Raw genomic sequence first — 18,412 nt, forward strand, 5'->3', positions numbered from 1 at the left:
GACGAACTTCAAACATTCAAGGTCAGTCGGAGCGTTCGTCGGGCTGACGACCAGACGCTACCAATCAGGCGAGATCGACTACGACGGTCACATCTCAAGACGTGGGGACAGCCATCTGCGCGGATTGTTCTACGAAGCCGCGACGGTGCTGCTCACTCGCACCAAATCCGAATGCGACTTACGCAGGTGGGGGCTGCAGCTGAGAGAGCGCTTGGGCTTCAAGCGTGCTGCGGTCGCCGTCGCCCGCAAGCTAGCTGTGATCATGCACAGCATCTTGGTCACCGGCGAACCCTTCAAGGAGAAATCTGCAGCATCCTGATTACCCAGCTCGTCAGCGTCGCAAGGCGCCACGAGACGTCCTGCCGGGACGTTGGCTGATCCATTCCGCGCCGCTTGTTGCACAAGGCTTTGAGCCCATCAGTGCGTCATGAACCTTGGAAGGATCGCCCGCGAAGCTCCATCATGCGGCGGCATATGCCGACCGCGAAGACGACCATGCTCCCGGCAACGGCATCTCCAAAGCCCTCTTGCAACCGACGCGATTAGACGACCAATGGCAGGAGTTGGGAAGAAGCCAAGTGCGGCTGAGTGACCGCAACTGGGTCTGCAGCGTAAGGTGATGCCATCGAGCGCTCAACCGACCCGTGCAATGCCTGCCAAATATGCCTACAGCCGTCAGGGCGAGATTCCAACCCTCCGATCGCCCCAGATCGCGGTACGGCTCGACGAAACAACTTTTGTCTCTTGGGACTTCCATGCCACCAGTTGGCTGATTAGCTGTGCGGTATAAGACGCGACCGGCGTGTGCAGCTTGAACTGACCGGCTCTCGTCGCGCGTGCCGTTTCGCTCAAGGTAACCGGCTCCCGAACAGGCAGCCGGCGTTTCGACGACCTTGCAAAAGTTAGCGTTTCGGCTCAAGAAACCCGGGGAGGTCGTCAGAGGAGGCGCTGCCACCATCCCACGTCTTGCCATGTGCCAAGCTTGTACCCGACCTCCCGATAGAGCCCCACTGGGATGAAGCCGAGGCTCTCGTGAAGCGCGACACTGGCTTCGTTGGGCATCGCGATACCGGCGAAAGCTGCGTGGAAGCCCATACCGGCTAGCTCGGTTAGCAGTTGCTTGTAGAGGGCACGGCCAACGCCTGAGCGCTGCGCTGCGTCTGCAACGTAGATGGAAACATCCACAGACCAGCGATAAGCGGCGCGCGTTCGATGTTGGCCAGCATAGGCGTACCCCACCACACTGCCGTCCCGCTCCGCCACCAAGTAGGGGTAGTGCTCCAAGGTAGCCTCGATTCGGGCGGCGACTTCGGCCAGGCTTGGCGCGACCTCCTCGAAGGAGATTGCGGTGGTCTCGACAATTGGAGCATAGATCGACCGTACATCGGCCGCGTCGTTGACGTGAGCTGAGCGAACAAGAAAAGCTGTCAATCTGGGACTCCGCGGCCTGGTACTATGCCGATGATGGATCCGAGGCCAGCATAAGGGCCAGCACACCGTATCGCGTTCTAATGGCAGCGAGCATCACGAGCGCCCAAGGAGATTTGCCGCAGAGGATAGCGGGGGTGCGGCAAGTTCCACCTCGGATGCCTCAAAGGCGCTTGCTTTGCTTTGTTCCAGCCGGCCGATCGAAGCCGTTGCGATGCCGTTGCCCAAGACGTTCGTTGCCGTTCGGCCCATGTCCATGAACTGGTCGATTGCGAGGACGAAGGCTACGCCCTCCACCGGCAAGCCGAACTGGCTGAGCGTCGCGGCGACTACCACCAGGCTGGCGCGCGGCACGCCCGCGATGCCCTTGCTCGTGACCATCAGCATCAGCAGCATGACCACCTGCGTCGTGAGCGGCACCTCGATGCCATAGGCCTGGGTGATGAACAGCGTGGTGAACGTCGCCGACATCATCGACCCGTCGAGGTTGAAGCTGTAGCCCAATGGAAGCACGAAGCTATAGACGCGCCGTGGCACTCCAAAACCGTCAAGCCGCTCCATCAGCTTGGGCAGCGCCGCCTCGGAGGAGGACGTCGTGAAGGCGATCAGCAGCGGCTCGCGCAACTCGCGCACCAGAGGCAGCAAGTCGCCGCGCAGGATTCGCGCGCCCGCGGCGAGAAGGCAGATCCACAGCAGGCCGAGGGAGAGATAATATTCGGCAAGTAGCCTCGCGAACACGGCAAGGATGCCAACGCCATGCTGGATCATTGCGCTCGACAAGGCACTGAATACCGCCAGCGGCGCTACCGCCATGACATAGCCGGTAATCTTCAGCATCAGTGTCGCAAGCGATTCCACCAACACTACGATCGGGCGGCCCTTTTCGCCGATGGCGCACAGGCCGAAGCCGAGGAACAGCGAGAAGACGACGATCTGCAGGATCTCGTTCCTGGCCATCGCGTCGGCCATCGAAGTCGGGAAGATGTGCAGCACGAAGCCTTGCAGGTCGAGCGCCTTGGCGTCGATCCCGCTTGCCTGGCCCGTCGCCTGAAGGCTCAGGCCGAGGCCTGGCTTGAACAGATTGACCATGACCATTCCGATCGACAGCGAGGCCACGCTGGCGGTCATGAACCATGCCATGGCGCGGGCCCCGATGCGGCCCAACCCCGTGCTGTCACCCGCATGCGCAATGCCGTAGACCAGCGTCGAGAACACCAGCGGCGCCACGATCATCTTGATCAGGTGTAGGAAGATGTCGGCGGGCAGGTGGAGCAGGGCAGCGGTGCGCTCTGCGGCCGGGCTGCCCGGGCCGAGCAGGCCCCTTGCGAACAGGCCGACGATCACGGCCAGGACAATGCCGACGAGAACGTTACGGGTGATCTTGCCGTTCATCTGGATCTCACTGGATAGATAGGGCCGTCGAGGCCCGGCGGCGGTCACTGGCCGGACAACGTGGAACTGTCGGCCCGCAGACCTGGCTGGGGCCTCACGTAGCCTCGATGGCGGCCAGGCGTGGCTCGGTTCCGGCAAGCGGGAGCTCACGCGAGATGGCGACAGCGATGGCCAGATCGCCCACTACGTTGACCAACGTTCGAAACATGTCGAGCAGCCGGTCAACGCCGATTACGAGCCCAATCCCCTCGGGCGGCAGTCCGGTCAATGCGAGCACGGTTGCCACGACCGGCAGGGCACCCGCAGGAACTCCGATGGTACCCATGCCAGCGAGAGTAGCGATCATGAACACCATGCCCTGGCCTCCCAGCGTCAGGTCCGTGCCGAAGAACTGCCCGACAAACAGAACGGTAACCGCGATGTAGATCGTCGTCCCGCTCTGGTTCGACACGGCGCCGATCCCCAGCACCAGCCTCGCGATACGGGCGGGTAGTTGCAGATCGTTTTCGGCGACTTTGAGCGCTGTCGGCAAAGTGGCGTTCGAAGAAGAGGTGCTGAACGCGATCAATGCCGCTTCCTGGACGCTGCGCAGGAAAACGCCGGGCGCGAGATCGCCGCGCATCCACACTACCACGAAGAAGGTGATCCCGATCTGAAGCGCCAATGCCGTGATCACGACGATGATGTACGCGCTCAGGTAAACCAGCAGGTGCCAGCCGAGCATGACGGTCATGTCGAACACGAAGCAGGTTACGGCAAGCGGAGCGAAGCGGGTGACCAGCGCTAGCGTCTCCATGCCGAGCACGAACAGCTTCTCGCATTGGGTATGAAGCCACTGGCGATTGCGCTTGCGCAGCAGCGGGAGCGCGGCGGCAACTGCACACGAGGCGATCACCATCAGCGTAAGTGCGCCGTTCGCGGAGTGCAGGTCCGGCGCCAGGTTCCTCAAGGTATGGGGGAAGTGCGGAACGTGCATCGAGAGCAGCCCGTGGCCGATCTCCGGTGGAATCCCGTCGCCGGGTCTGAACAGGTTTGCCATCGCAAGACCGATCAGCGCTGCCGATGCGGAGACTGCCAGCATATAGGCCAGAGTGGTCATCAGCAGGCCCGGCATGCCGGCCTCGCCGCGCATACGCGACACGCCGCCGATGATCGCGGAAAACAGCAGCGGAATGATCAGCACGAACAGCGTGCCGAGGAAAAGCTGCTCGACAGGCCGAACGATCCAGGTCAGCACCCGCAGCACCAACTCGTGGTTTGGAGTGAACACCTTCACCAAAGTGCCGGTGCCTGCGCCGAGCACGAAGCCGGCCAGCAATACCATGTGGGGGCGTAACCGCAGTCGATTGGTTGCAGGCACTGCTCGCGGCGCCGCTGCGGAGCCAAGGGCTCCGGTTGCAGTTGTGAGCAGGCGCGGCAAAGATCTGGATTCCTGGGAATGCCTCATCTGGCGATCGTTCCCCCATGGAGAGCCACATCGGCTCCCTATCCAGCAGAGGAGAGGAGCCACTGGCGGGAATGGAACCTTGGCTTGCTGCATCAACCCTGTCAGCAAGCTGTCATCTGCGGAACTGTCTCTAAATTTACCTGAGGCACAGTTGGCGGATGGCTCGTGACCGGGTGGAATGTCACTATGGCCTTCGTCCCGCGACCTCCGGCACCAGGTGCCAATACAGCGCGCGCCCCGATCCGCTCGCCCAAAGCTCGCACGATCGCAAGGCCAAGCCCGCTTCCGGGCGGAGCATCCGCGCCCGGTGCGCGATAGAAGCGGTCCCAGACCTTCTCCTGGTCGCTTGGAGCGATACCGGGCCCGTCGTCCTCGATCTCGATCACTGGAGCGTCCCTGCGGATCAGAACCCGCACGGTCACTGCCCCATCGGGCCGGCTATAGCGAATGGCGTTGTCCAGCAGATTGCCGATCATCTCGGCCACCAGCATCTCGTCGCCCAGCGCGTGGATTGCCGGTTCAGCGGTTTCGTAGCCGACGTCCATGCGGCGGGCGTCAGGCAGCGTCACGCGGGCCGCCACGATGTTGGCGGCGAGCGCCGTGAGGTCGAAAGACGTGAGTTGCACAGCCCCCTCAGGCTGTTCGTCCATGCAGGCCAGCGCGATGAGCTGGGCGAGGAGATGATCGAGCGACTCGACTGCAGCGATGATGTCGGCGAGGGCAGTTGCACCCTGCAGCGTCGCCGGGCCGTCCCGGGCGAGCACATCGGCGTGAACCCGCACGATCGTGAGCGGGGTGCGCAACTGGTGCGAGGCGTTGGCGGTGAACTGGCGCAGCGACTGAGTGGCCCGTTCGGTGCGCGCCATCAGGTCGTTAAAGGCATTGGCCAGCAGGCGTGCCTCCAGCGGGTCCCGTTCGGCCAGCGCGACCCTCACATTGGGTCGCGCATCGCGCCGAGCGGCATCGATCTGCGCGGTCAGCGAGGCGAACGGCGCCAGACCTCAGGTGACCGCACCGTAGAACAGCAGCAGCGCGATCATCAGGATCAGTACGCCTGCGCCAGCGACGCGCATGTAGTACGTTTGCTCGAACGCGCGCCGGTCATCGAGATAGTCGGCGGCCTGGATCAGGATCGAAGGTCCTCCAGGATCCAGCCGGCGGACCTCTGCGGCGATGCGAAGGGCACGCCCGCCGAACGAGGCCTCTCGCAAATAGGCTGGCTGGATCACGCCCACGTCGGCGTGATCGGCCAGCCTGGCATAGGTGAAAGGTGCTTCGCGGTAGCTGCTGGGAAAGCGGGGCGGCTCGTGCCATGGCGCGGTGCTGCCGGGCGCGGCGGCATAGTCGGGCGGCAAGGGCAGATCCGCCGACCCGGCGAGCAGCCGGGCCCCCTCGTGGATGCTGTAGAGAGGATGAGCCGCGGAGCGGCTTCGCAGGAGGTCCACGGCGACAGGCAGCATCTCGCCGCGCACCCTGGCATCCACTTCCACCGCTTCGGCGAGCGTTCTGGCTGCCCCGACCAGGGCTCGGTCGGCGGCGATGGAGATCGTGCGGTAGATCATCCAGCAGGTGATCCCACCGAAGGTGAGCGCAAGCGCCACTAAGGGCATCATGACCGCCGCCGTCAACCTGGCGCGTAGCGACCTCATATCCTGCTGGTTCTCACCGGTGCTTCACCGTGAGTGATGCCGGTTTCCTCAGCCACCTTCCAGCATGTACCCCAGGCCGCGGACGGTGCGGATCGTCGGGCCGTGCGGCGTCAACTTGCGGCGGAGGCGTCCGACATAGACGTCGAGCGCGTTGGGTGCGACCGCATCGGCGAAGTTGAAGACCTCGGCGGTGAGGCACTCGCGCGTCACAACCTTGCCGGGGCGCCCCATCAGTGTTTCGAGCACGGCCATCTCGCGCCTTCGCAGGTCCACGACAGACTCGTTCAGCGCTACCGTCCGGGTCGAGCGATCAAGGCTCAGCGAGCCGACCCGCAGTACCGGATCCGGCGTGCCGAGAGCACGGCGGATCAGCGCCCGGGCACGCGACTGGAGCTCGCGTGGGTGGAACGGCTTGGACAAGTAATCGTCCGCTCCCCGGTCCAGCCCCTCGATCCTGTCGTTAACCGCGCGGCGCGCGGTGAGGATCAGGATCGGCGCTTGAACTTCACGCCGCCGCAAGGCGCTGAGCACCTCGAGGCCATCCATGTCTGGAAGGCCAAGGTCAAGGATGATGAGATTGTAAGGCTCACTCACGGCAACCCCAATCGCCTCCTCGCCCGAGGATACGCAATCGAGTGCGAACCCGGCCGTCGCCATCAGAGCTTCCATTCCGCGCGCAAGGCTGCGGTCGTCTTCCACGATTAGGACACGCAACAACTCACTCCCCGTACCGAGTTGCGGCATCTCTCCCAGCAGCCGTCCAGCCCGACGCGTCGCCGGTCGAACGTCGATCTTATTGATTCGACACTATTTCATCTGCAACCTGTCATCAATCTGTCGCCGGCGCACGCATTCTTTTTGTGCACCCGCTAACAATGACAGCTTGGTGACAGGTGGTCCAACCTAGCCATTGGACATGAGCACAGAGTTGGCTCGTATATAAGCCTACAGAAACGGTGCGCAGTTCTGCCTAGAGATCTCGCGAGCGAGCGAGATAGACATAAGTTATATCGGCGGCTGCAACGATCGTAGAGATCAAAGTGCCAATAAGCACATCGGGAGGGGAGAAGAGGCCGGGGTTGTTTCGATCATAGTTGGGGGTCGCTCGATATGAATTACAAAGATTCAGCTTCTATCATTGCTCTTGGCTTCGCGATCGGGATTTCGGTTCAAGCGAACCGTGCAGCTGCACAGGTTGCGCCTCCCGCTGTAGCAGCTGAAGCGGCTGCCGCTGGCGCGGAAGAGGGCGGGGAGGCTATTATCGTCACCGGTACTCGCACGATCGGCATGCGAGCAGCCGATAGCCCGGCGCCGGTGCAGATCCTGACAACGACCAACCTTCAAGCGACCGGGTCGCCCGACGTCATGCAGTCGCTGGCGCAGAACCTGCCCTCGATCCAGGCACAATCATTCGGCGGCGATCTTCAGGCGCACAACTTGCAGATCAAGCTTCGCGGGCTGAGCCCCAACCACACGCTGATCCTGGTCAACGGGAAGCGCCGGCACGGCACCGCAAATCTGTCCATCGCCGGCGGTCCCTACGGTGGCAGCGCGGCGCCCGACATCAGCTTCATCCCGCCGAACGCCATCGACCACATCGAAGTGCTGCAAGATGGCGCAGCGGCGCAATACGGTACCGATGCCATCGCCGGCGTCATCAACATCATCCTCAAGAACCGCGATCAGGGCGGCGAAATTACCGCGACCGCCGGCCAATACATGGACGAGGGCGGTGACACTTACAGCGTGAGCGCCAACGTCGGCTTCCCACCCATCGAAGACTCGTATTTCAACTTCTCACTGCAGAAGAAGAAGAAGGGTTTCAGCTTCCGCGGCGACGTCGATCCGCGAGTCTACGGCAACAACTCGGTGGCCGCTGCCAACTTGGCTAGGTATCCCGGCACCACGAGCGCAGACGACTATCCCTACGTCAACCGCATCATGGGCGATCCCGAGATCGAGCAGACTGTGGCAATGTACAACGCGGGCTACCACTTCGGCGACTTCGAACTCTACAGCTTCGGTAGCTATGGCCACAAATACGCCCATGCTTACGAGAACTATCGCACTCCGGGCATCGTCGTCAGTGCTGCGGGCGTGCCTCTCTATCCGAGCGGCTTCGCTCCGCTCGAGGCCATCCACGAGACCGACTATGCCTTCACTGGTGGCTTGAAGGGAACCTTTGGCGAACTCGGGTTCGATCTCGCGTCGACGTATGGGCGGGACGTCGTGAAAGTCTATGTCGAGAACTCGGCCAACGCATCGCTCTACAAAGACACGGGGTTCACTCCGACGAAAATCCAGAATGGTGACTTCAAGGCTGCGCAGTGGACCAACACGCTCGACTTGACGTACCCGCTCGAAATCGGCCTGTCGGATCCCGTGAACATTGCCGGTGGATTGGAGTGGCGGCGAGACTCCTACGGCATCGTCGATGGTGACCCTGCTTCGTACTACGGCAGCGGCGCACAATCGTTCTTCGGCTATAGTCCCGAGAACGCCGGCAATTACCACCGCACCAACTTCTCCCAATATCTCGATGTTTCGCTGAAGCCGACGCCAGAATGGCTGATCGATGGCGCGGTGCGGCACGAGCACTATGGCGACTTCGGCGATACGACTGTCTTCAAGCTGACCAGCCGATACGATATCACTCCAGCGTTCGCCGTCCGCGGTACCGTGTCCACCGGCTTCCGCGCGCCGACTTTGGCCGAGGGTCACTACTCAGGGATCAACGTCGGCCCCAATTCGGTCAGCGGCGTGCTCCCGGCCAACTCGGCAGCGGCAGCCACACTCGGCTTCGGCGGTCTCAAGCCTGAGAAATCCACTAACATCAGCACCGGCGTCGTCTTCAATCCCAGTCCGCGCTTGTCGTTCACGCTGGATGCCTACTGGATTGAAATCCGGGGCCGGATCCTGATCACCAGCTCGTTCTACGGTTTCAACGGCAAGTACTGCCCCCAGGACTACGCCGGCACCAACCGATCGGCCTGTGTCGCCTACAATGCCGACAACTACGCGATCTACAACCAGCAGCCGGTCTACGATGCTGTGTCCTCCGCTCTCGGAGGCGAGATCCCGAGCTACGTGCTCACCACCAATGGCCAGCGCAACATCGACGGCACAGTCGGCATCCAGACTTTCGCCAATGGTGCGGACATGCGCACCCGCGGTGTCGACTTCACTGCCAACTACAACATTCCCGCACATTTCGGCACGTTAGACCTGATGTTCATCGCCAACTACAACGAGAACAAGGTCAAGAGCATCTCGGGCCTTCCTGCCGCGCTCTACACCAGCACCATCAACCCCACCGCGACGGCCATCATCAACCGGTACACCGTCTGGCAGCTGGAGAAGAGCACGCCCAAGTTCCGTGCGACCTTCAACGCGCACCTCGAAGCCGAACGCTTCAGCGTGAACCTGCGTGAGAGCTACTTCACCAAGGTCTCGGCCCTGGAGACGACGCCAGGCAACAGCCCGCTTGCGGGTGCTGATCTGGCGGTGCCGGTCAAAGCGGCATTCCTCACCGATCTTGAGCTTGGCTACAAGCTGACCGAAGGGCTGAAGCTCAGCATAGGTGCGAACAACCTGTTCAACAAGTACCCGACCAAGAGATCCGAGGCCAACTTCCGTGCAGCCCAGCTGGCTTCCGGATCTTCGAGTTACTCGAGCAACCTCTATCCTACTATATCGCCCTACGGCATCAACGGAGGATACTACTACGGCCGTATTAACATGAATTTCTGAGCCTGACGGACTGGGCGCCGCCTTCAGATCGGGGGCGGCGCCGCTTTTTCATGGTCCGGACTGTATGAGAAGAAAGCGGAGTAATCCTTGTGTTTGCATCTTCGATGGATTGGCTGCTCCCTGTCGTGGGATTGTTGGTGGCTGGACTTGGCGCCGGGTTCGCGGGGGGCGTGTTCGGCATCGGCGGCGGCTTCGTCGTAGTGCCTGCTCTGCTCGTCATGTTGCCGCTGCTGGGAGGCGACAAGAGCCAGTACGCGCACGTGGCGATCGGCACCTCCGCCGCGACCATCATCGTCACCTCGATCCGCTCGGTCCTCAGTCACCACAAGCGTGGCTCGGTGGACTTCGAGATACTCAAGACCTGGGCGCCCTGGATTATCGCGGGCGATGGCATCGGCGTGCTGCTTGCCAGCCATGTGAACGGCCAGGTGCTGACCATGATCTTCGCGACGGGCGTGCTGCTGATGTCGCTCAACTTCCTGATCCCACAACTCGGCGACAAAGTCCTGACCGACCAGATGCCGACCGGCGTCATGCGGGTTGGCATCGCCGGCGGTCTGGGTACGTTTTCATCGCTGCTGGGCATCGGTGGCGGAACCATCGCAATCATGGTCATGACGCTGTGCGGCCGCTCCATCCACCGCGCAGTGGGCACCGCCTCTGGCGTCGGGACGCTGATCGCCATCCCCAGTGCGATCGGCTTCGCTTTGATCGGGCTGCATGATCACGGACTACCCTGGGGATCGGTGGGCTTCGTCAACATGCCCGCCGCGGTGGCGATCGGATCGATGTCGATCCTGTCCGCTCCGCTGGGCGTGGCTGCCGCCCACGCGCTCGAGCCTCGCATGCTGAAGCGCATATTTGGTATCTACCTCATCGTCATCGCCGTGGTCATGTTCCGCAACGCGACGAAGACCTGAGCTTCAACCCGCACCAACCTTGTCCGCAGACTGTACGTCCCTTTTCCCAAGGAGTTCACCAATGGCAGACATCGACGTTCTCGAACCCGCCCTCTCCGCTGACGCCCAGGAGGATCTGCTCACCCGCGGCTACTCGCGGCGCCATCTCGGCCGCATCGCCGCATTGCTCGGCGGCGGCATAGCTGCCGCGCAAGTCGCGGGCCCCGCATTGGCGCAGCAGTCGGCGAAGGCTGTGGCAGGCGCGGTGCGCATCGGCTCCAACGAGTGCTGGACCGGACCGCTGCGTCCGGGGGCTGAAGCTGCGATGATGATCGTCTCGCAGGGCAACCGTTACGAGCCGGACAACGAGCATGCCAAGCTGTTCGCGGCCGTGTCCCAGGTCGAGGGAGTTCCGGTAGACGCGTTACTGCCTGGCCCGGCTCGAGCGACCCGCTCAACCGCACCACGATCACCTTTGCCTCGCCAAGCCGCGGTATCGTAACCGCCGACCCGACTTACGAGCAGATCTGGCGCACGGGCGCCTGGCTCGGTGCGAAGGTGACCAAGGTGCCCCTGACCAGCGACTATCGCCACGACGTCAAGGCGATGCTGGCCGCCGACCCGAACGCGGGGCTCTACTACGTCTGTTCGCCCAACAACCCGACCGGTACCCTGACGCCGATCCAGGACATCGTCTGGCTGGCGGACAACAAGCCGAAGGACGCGATCCTGCTCGTCGACGAGGCGTACATCCACTTCGCCGATGCGCCCAACGCGGCGAAGCTGGCGGGCACACGCGATGATGTCATCGTGATGCGGACGTTCTCCAAGCTGTTCGGCATGGCGGGCATGCGCCTCGGCCTGACGATCGCATCGCCTGCCATCATGGAGAAGATGATGCGCTACGACGGACAGCAGGTCACCAACATGCTGCCGATGACCGCCGTTGCTTGTGGCACCGCGTCGCTCCCCCAAGCCGCCCTCATCAAGCAGCGCCGCGACGAGATGATCCGGGTGCGCGAGAAGACCATCGCGCACGTCAAGAAGCGGGGCCTGGACGTGCTTCCCGGGAGCAACGCGAACATGTTCATGGTCGACTGGAAGGGCAAGGAGCCCAAGGCGATGATGGCCGCGCTTCTGGCTAACGGCGTTCAGATCGGCCGGTCGTGGCCTTCGGTGCCGACGATGTCACGCGTGACGGTGGGCTCGGCAGAGGAGATGGAGAAGTTCTGCCTCGCTTTCGATAAGGTCGTGATGGCCTGAGGGAGTACGCTGTTTCGGCGCCGGGTTCCACCGCGGAGGCGGTACCCGGCCTCGGGCAGATTGGGTGCTGCCGGGCGGGCGTGCGAATCTCGCCAGCTCTTTGCACAGAGTTGCTTGGCCATGCACGGTCGCCGGCCGCCCTCATCAAAGACCTGTTCGCTGGGTGGCCGCGATATGACAGTTCAACGACAGGTTGGGCGTGCATATCAAGCCAATAAGTTCGAATAGAAGCACTGATTTATCGTCCAGGATAATATTCAACAGTATAAAGCATCGAAAAATATTATGTCGCGCAAGAAGGCCTAATAACTTCCGCGCAAGGTTGCAGCGCTCATAGTGCCGCACCGATGAGTGAGGATGCAGGATCGTGCCCGATCGACCGAAGCCGTTGTGGATCTTCGGCATCAGACAGGGGGCTTGAATGATCCTATCCGATAGTTCCTACCGCGTTCTTGCCGCGATGATCGCAGGTGCCGGCGGTCTGGCTTCTTCACCAGACGTTCAGGCGCAATCGGCGCCCGCGGCACCAACTGCGATGATTGCCGCAGAAGCCGCTGGAGCTGGGGACGAAGATGCCGGCGGCGTCGGAGGCGATGCAATCATTGTCACCGGCACGCGCACCACCAATCGCACGGTCACCGAGAGCATCGCTCCCATCGACGTGCTGACGCGTGGGGATTTGCAGACTTCGGGCAAGCAGTCGACCCGAGATCTGTTGGGCACGCTCACGCCTTCGATCAGCGTCTCCAATAGCGGTGCGGGTGCCAGCTTTGCGGTGAAGACGCTGTCCCTGCGCGGACTTGCGGGTGATCAGGTGCTGGTGCTGGTCAATGGCAAGCGGCGGCACAACACTGCGAACATCTTCATCAACGGCACCACCCAGAACGGCCAGTCGCCGCCAGACCTCGACCTGATCCCGTCCACTGCGATCGAACGCATCGAGATCTTGCGCGACGGCGCGTCGGCGCAATACGGATCCGACGCGATCGCCGGTGTTATCAACATCATCCTACGCGACGACGCCCGGTTCGGCGCATCGGTGCTGGGTGGTGCCACGGCGAAGGGTGACGGCGAGCAGGGGCGCTTCCAGGCGGACGGTGGTTTCGCCCTTGGTGCCGGATCGCTGCACTTGGCAGCTGACGTCTACTCGCAGGCCCGTACGATCAGGGGTGGGCCGTTCGTCGGGCGGCTCTACTTTCCCGGAGATCCGCGCGAGGCGACGGCCGACCGCGACGTCAATAAACCCGGCCAGCCATCGGTTTCCGGCGCAAGCTTCTCGTACGACTTCAAGATGCCGCTGGGCGAGGGCGCCGAAGTCTACAGCTTCGGCACTTACGGCACTCGCCATGCGCAATCGTGGCTGACTTACCGTCAGCCATCTTCGACCAACAACATCGTGGAGGTCTACCCGGAAGGCTACAGCCCCAACCTCCACTTGCGCGACGAGGACTTCCAGGTCGGCGCGGGCATACGCGGTGAGATCGGCGGCTTCGCTCGCTACGACCTGTCGAGCAGCTATGCGCGCGACAAGGTCCGGTTCGAGGAGACCACCGCGTTGAACGCTTCGCTCGGGCCGGCAAGCCCCACGGGCTTCTACGTGGGCAGCCTGCGTTCGACCGAGTGGCTGACCAACCTGGACCTGACGAAAGAAGTCGACTTCGGGCTCGTCGAGCCGCTGTCGATCGCGGTCGGTGCCGAGTACCGCGAAGACAAGTTCTCGATCCTGGCAGGCGAACCTGCGTCCTACATCGATGGGGGATACCGCTCGACGACGGGTCCCCTGGCGAACACGATCCGCACTGCCGGCTCGCAAGGGGTGACCGGGTTCCCGCTGAGCGCCGCAGGTAGCTGGAAGCGCAGCAACTGGAGCGCCTACATCAACCTGGAACAGAAGATCGTGACCGGGGTGGAAGTGGCGCTCGCTGGCCGACACGAAGATTATTCGGACTTCGGCACGACGGACACCGGAAAGGCATCGCTGCGCATCGAGCCGATCTCCGGCCTTGCCTTCCGCGGCACGGTCAGCACCGGCTTCCGCGCACCCACGCTGCAGCAGCAGCACTATGCCTCGTCGAGCACGATCGGAGTGCTGTTGCCCGGCGCCACGGCAACGATCCTGGCGCCGGTCCGCACGCTGCCGGTCGATGATCCTGCTGCCGTTGCCTGGGGATCGGCGCCGCTCAAGCCGGAGACCTCGACGAACTATTCGGCCGGTCTGGTCTTCACCATGGTGCCCAGGCTCAACGTCACCGTCGACGCCTATCAGATCGACATCGACGACCGCATCCTCCTCTCGGGTACCCTGACAGGCGCGGCAAGCGGCGCGGGCACTTACAACGCGCTCGGGACCTTGCTCCTCAATGCCGGTCTGAACCCGGTGCAAAGCGGGTTCTTCTTCTCCAATGCTGCCAGTACGCGCACGCGCGGCCTAGACGTAGTGGCGACCTACCGCGCCGACCTCGGCGATGCCGGGACGGCGACGCTGAGCCTTTCGGCCAACTTCAACAAGACCAAGTTTACGCGTCTGGAAGTGCCGCCGCAGCTCGAAGCGATCGGCGTGCAGTTGATCGACCGCGCTCGCCAGGGCGACTTCACCAAGGGAACGCCGCGCAACAAGCAGATCGCGAACTTGTTTTGGAGCAAAGGTGGCTTCTCCGCAAATTTGCGTGCGACGCGCTATGGCGAAGTGACGCAAGTCGCGGCGGCGCGCGCGGCCGACGGAATCTTCCATGACGATACGATCAAGCCCAAGGTGATCCTCGACCTCGAGCTCTCCGCAGAGGTGCGCGAAGGCGTCAAGCTTTCGGTCGGCGCGAACAACCTGCTCGACACTTACCCGACGATCCTGGACCCGGTGAACCAGGGAACGACCGGATTTGCCCTCTACAACGCCTACTCGCCCTACGGGATCAGCGGCGGGTTCTACTACGGTAAGCTCAGCTTTTCGTTCTGAGCGCATGGCCGGACATAAGCACCAGCATACAGGAGTGACGATGAAGAGCCACTGGTTGGGCGCTTGCCTTGCGGCCACTGCGATTGGTTTGGCAACCGGCGGGGCAAAGGCGCAGGACGGCGCCCTCGTGCCCCCAGAAAAGGCGGAGGTGGTCGGCTTCGATGTCGACGAGGGCACGTCGATGGCTGTCGCCGTCTCTCCCGATGGCAAGCTCCTGGCGATCGACCTGCAGGGAAGCCTCTGGATGGTGCCTGCCAAAGGTGGTACCGCGCGCCGGATCACTGACTACTATAACGATGCGCACCAGCCGGTCTTCTCACCCGACGGCAAGACCGTGGTCTACTTCGCCTATCGCGACGGCGGTTTCGACTTGTGGGCAATGAATGTCGACGGCAGCGGACGCCGCAAGCTGACCAACGGCGTTGGCGATGATCGCGAGCCGGTCTTTTCGCCCGATGGACGCATGATCGCCTTTGCGTCCGATCGCACAGGTGGGACCCCCGCCAGTTACAATATCTGGACGCTCGATATCGCCTCAGGCGCCTTGCGCCAAGTGAGCCATGGTCCCGAGGAAGACCGCATGCCGACCTGGTCCCCCGACGGCACTCAGATCGCCTTCACTGCCCTCGATAGTCATGGGGGAGAGTTGCGGGCAGTCACGCTTGTCAGCGGCGAGGTTCGCACCTTGCGCAAGGTAATCGGTAAGCCCGACGCGCCTTCGTGGGGCCCGAAGGGTCAACTCGCCTACGTCGTATCTACTCCGTCGAGCAGTACGCTGGAGATCGATGGTCAGCCGGTCTCGGGAAGCGAGAACGTCTTCCCGTTCCGCGTGTCTTGGCTGCGCGATGGTTCGGGCTACTACTACGTGTCTGACGGCAAGATCCGTCGGCGCGCCGGCGCGAAGCTGTCGACAGTGCCGTTCTCCGCGCATCTTGAAGTCACTCGGCCCGAGTACGTCCGTGCAAAGCGCGACTTCGACAGCACGGCGCCACGCAAGGCACTCGGTGTTCTCAATCCGACGATTTCGCCCGACGGCAGCCAGATCGCCTTTGTTGCGCTGAACGACCTCTACGTTGTGTCAAGTCGGGGCGGCAAGCCCACCAACCTGACACGCGACCTGGCGATCGATGCAGACCCGGCCTGGTCGCCCGATGGCAAGCGCATCGTCTACACGTCCGACAAGGGCGGAGGCTTGCCGCAGCTGTGGATCCGTGATCTTGCAAGCGGCAAGGATCGACGCCTGACGTCGCTGGAGACCCAGCCGCTGAGCGCCGCCTGGTCGCCGGACGGCAAGACCATCGCGGCCCTCGACGTTGATGGCCGCTGGGGCGTCGCCGGGCTGGTCAAGATCGACGTAGCAAGCGGAGCAGTGGTCCGGCTGCAGCCCTCGCTTACCCAGCCAGGCAAGCCGAGCTGGTCGGCGGACGGCCGCTACCTGGCACTCAGCCTTTCGCAACCCGCCTCCGCGAGCTTCCGCGAAGGTACCAACCAGATCTGGGTCGTGCCCGCCGACGGCAAGGAGAAGCCTTTCTGGCAAGTCCCGCTGCCGCAGCCGTCCATTGACACGCGGGCAGGAGACGGGCCGGCCTGGTCGCCCGACGGCACGCGCATGGCCGCGGTCTATGGTGGCGAGTTGAACATCTGGCCAGTGGGGCGACAGGGCGAAGGCTTGGGCCCACCACGCGTCTACACCAAAGAGATCAGCTATTTCCCGACCTGGACGGCGGATTCTCGCACCGTGCTTTATCAGGCCGCGGACAAGCTCAAGACAGTGGACGTCGACACCGGCACAACGCGTGAGGTGCCGCTGGACCTGACTTACGTGCTGGCCAAGCCGGTCGGCCGCACGGTGATCCACGCCGGCGGCCTGGTCGATGCGGTCCACGATGTCAACCAGCGGGACAAGGATATCGTGCTTGCGGGCAACCGCATCGAGCTGATCGCCGACCACGACGCAGCGCGCTGCACCGCGCACTTCACGTGTGTGGACGCGACCGGTTTGACAGCCATCCCGGGCCTGATCGAGCATCATGCCCATGCGCAGAAGGACTTCGGCGCCAACCTCTACCGCGCCTGGCTCGCCTACGGCATCACGACAGTGCGCGATCCCGGGACGCAGCCCTACGATGGCGTGGAGAACCGAGAAGCGGCCGACTCTGGAGCGCGTCTGTTGCCACGCATCTTTTCGGGCAGTCCGCTCTACGAATGGCAGCGTGTGTTTTACAAGATGGGCATTGCGGTTGCAGGACCGGCTCACCTCGAACGTGAGATCGCGCGTGCCGAGGCACTGCGTTACGATCTGCTTAAGAGCTACGTGCGCATGCCCGACGTCTATCAGCGGCGGCTGGTTGAGGCGGCGCACGAGATGGGCGTGCCAGTCACCACGCACGAGGTGTTTCCGGCCGTGTTCACCGGCGTCGATGCGACCGAGCACATGGGGGCAACGAGCCGCCGCGGCTACTCGATGAAGCAGGGGCCGCAAGGGCGATCCTACAAGGACGCCATCCAGCTTTTCAACCAGAGCCGTCATACCGTCACTCCCACCAACTTCGGGGCGCTGACGAACCTCCTGGCGGCGCACCCCCGGTTTCGCGCCGATCCCCGGCTCTCGCTCTATCCGACCTGGGCGCGTGAAACCGTTACCAAGGACGATGGCATGAGCCGGATGATCGGGACCATGATCGAAGGCCAGAACCGGGCGATCAAGGCTCTGTTCGAGGGCGGAGCGCGCATAACCGCCGGGACCGACACCATGATAGCAATCAACCTCTATGCCGAGATCGCGTCCTATGTGGATGCGGGGCTCACGCCGTTCCAGGCGTTGCAGACCGCCACAATCCTGCCGGCGCAGGACCTGAACCTCGACGCGGGCTCGCTAGAAGCGGGCAAGCTGGCCGATATCGTCCTGGTCAAGGGCGACCCGCGCGAGGATATAGCCGCAATCTACGACGTCCAGATGGTGATTGCAAATGGACGAACTCTGGAGGTGAGTAAGTTGCTGGGGAGTTCGCGCGAGAACCGCTAGAGTGATGGTTCTAGATGTTAAGCCGTACGAGCGGAGCTACAGCGTTTGGAAGCTTCGGCCACGCAGTTCGCGAAGCGGTCCGAGGGCCAACGAGCTGGCACAATAGTGACAACCCGCCACGAATTGGCCAATGCCCAGCAGACGCGGGCAGGCCTGGGCGCAAGGCGGAATGTCGGCTTATTGTCGAAGTACGACGTTCACCAGTGCCCGCAGGAATGACTGCAAAGTCCCACTTAGCGTCTTTCCGCGGTGGCCGAGCTGGGGGCCCCGAAGAGCACCGTAGCGCACATGAACGGGCGGCAGAAGTTGGGGAGCGAGAAGGACGGTCTAAATGGCGGGTTGTGGGTCTCGGTGGAACCGAGCAGGGGAGGGCGCCTACTCGGTTGCCGCCCGAAAGCTGCCAGGCTGCTCACGCCCGGTAGCGGTCACTTCGATCCTCTGTCATGATAGCTCGATGAGAGCAGGCCTCATTCATTTGCTAGCGTGCATCGCAATCGCGGCTCCTGTGCTTGCCCAGTCAACCAGTCCCAAACACATGCAAGCTGGTGCTCCGTCTGGTGAAATGAGTTCTTTCGATGAACAGTGTGCAGCCGTAGATCGTAGCTT

The 18,412-nt window shown here is 62.9% G+C and carries 11 protein-coding genes and 1 pseudogene; 6 read left to right on the plus strand and 6 right to left on the minus strand.

All coding sequences use genetic code 11. The annotated features are described in order from the left end of the window. A partial coding sequence (locus GV044_RS20520; RefSeq protein ID WP_159874334.1) for a transposase occupies positions 1-319 on the plus strand: 319 nt, incomplete at its 5' end. A gap of 617 nt (positions 320-936) precedes the next feature. Here the strand turns inward: GV044_RS20520 and GV044_RS20525 are convergent. The 6 genes from GV044_RS20525 to GV044_RS20550 form a co-directional block, all read right to left on the minus strand. Then, entirely contained in the window at positions 937-1,431 is a 495-nt protein-coding gene (locus GV044_RS20525) for an arsinothricin resistance N-acetyltransferase ArsN1 family B (RefSeq protein ID WP_159874335.1), read from the minus strand. 93 nt (positions 1,432-1,524) lie between these two features. After that, the gene (locus GV044_RS20530; RefSeq protein ID WP_159874336.1) at positions 1,525-2,820 is read right to left on the minus strand and encodes a dicarboxylate/amino acid:cation symporter; all 1,296 of its coding nucleotides are present in this window, start codon (positions 2,818-2,820) and stop codon (positions 1,525-1,527) included. 94 nt (positions 2,821-2,914) lie between these two features. Next, positions 2,915-4,144, minus strand: coding sequence for a dicarboxylate/amino acid:cation symporter (locus tag GV044_RS20535; RefSeq protein ID WP_159874337.1), 1,230 nt, complete (start codon positions 4,142-4,144; stop codon positions 2,915-2,917). A 224-nt stretch (positions 4,145-4,368) separates the two neighbouring features. After that, positions 4,369-5,202 (minus strand): HAMP domain-containing sensor histidine kinase, encoded by an 834-nt coding sequence (locus GV044_RS20540; RefSeq protein WP_159874338.1) that lies wholly within the window; start codon positions 5,200-5,202, stop codon positions 4,369-4,371. A gap of 66 nt (positions 5,203-5,268) precedes the next feature. Beyond that, complete coding sequence (locus GV044_RS20545) at positions 5,269-5,880, minus strand: sensor histidine kinase N-terminal domain-containing protein (protein ID WP_159874339.1); 612 nt, start codon at positions 5,878-5,880, stop codon at positions 5,269-5,271. Between the two features lie 84 nt (positions 5,881-5,964). Further along, entirely contained in the window at positions 5,965-6,630 is a 666-nt protein-coding gene (locus tag GV044_RS20550; RefSeq protein WP_159874340.1) for a response regulator, read from the minus strand. A gap of 573 nt (positions 6,631-7,203) precedes the next feature. On the opposite strand from GV044_RS20550, the gene GV044_RS20555 reads away from it, so the two are divergent. The 5 genes and pseudogenes from GV044_RS20555 (at position 7,204) to GV044_RS20575 (ending at position 17,806) form a co-directional block, all read left to right on the plus strand. Beyond that, positions 7,204-9,666: a TonB-dependent siderophore receptor gene (locus tag GV044_RS20555; RefSeq protein WP_236555147.1), complete on the plus strand. Its 2,463-nt coding sequence runs from the start codon at positions 7,204-7,206 to the stop codon at positions 9,664-9,666. Positions 9,667-9,770: 104 nt separating this feature from the next. Beyond that, positions 9,771-10,586 (plus strand): sulfite exporter TauE/SafE family protein, encoded by an 816-nt coding sequence (locus tag GV044_RS20560; protein WP_159874342.1) that lies wholly within the window; start codon positions 9,771-9,773, stop codon positions 10,584-10,586. Positions 10,587-10,647: 61 nt separating this feature from the next. Continuing rightward, positions 10,648-11,828 (plus strand): annotated as a pseudogene (locus GV044_RS20565) (pyridoxal phosphate-dependent aminotransferase). 421 nt (positions 11,829-12,249) lie between these two features. Further along, positions 12,250-14,781: a TonB-dependent siderophore receptor gene (locus GV044_RS20570; protein ID WP_159874343.1), complete on the plus strand. Its 2,532-nt coding sequence runs from the start codon at positions 12,250-12,252 to the stop codon at positions 14,779-14,781. 40 nt (positions 14,782-14,821) lie between these two features. Beyond that, the gene (locus GV044_RS20575; RefSeq protein ID WP_159874344.1) at positions 14,822-17,806 is read left to right on the plus strand and encodes an amidohydrolase family protein; all 2,985 of its coding nucleotides are present in this window, start codon (positions 14,822-14,824) and stop codon (positions 17,804-17,806) included. Positions 17,807-18,412 lie beyond the last annotated feature (606 nt).

This window comes from Novosphingobium sp. 9U, assembly GCF_902506425.1.
GTDB lineage: Bacteria > Pseudomonadota > Alphaproteobacteria > Sphingomonadales > Sphingomonadaceae > Novosphingobium.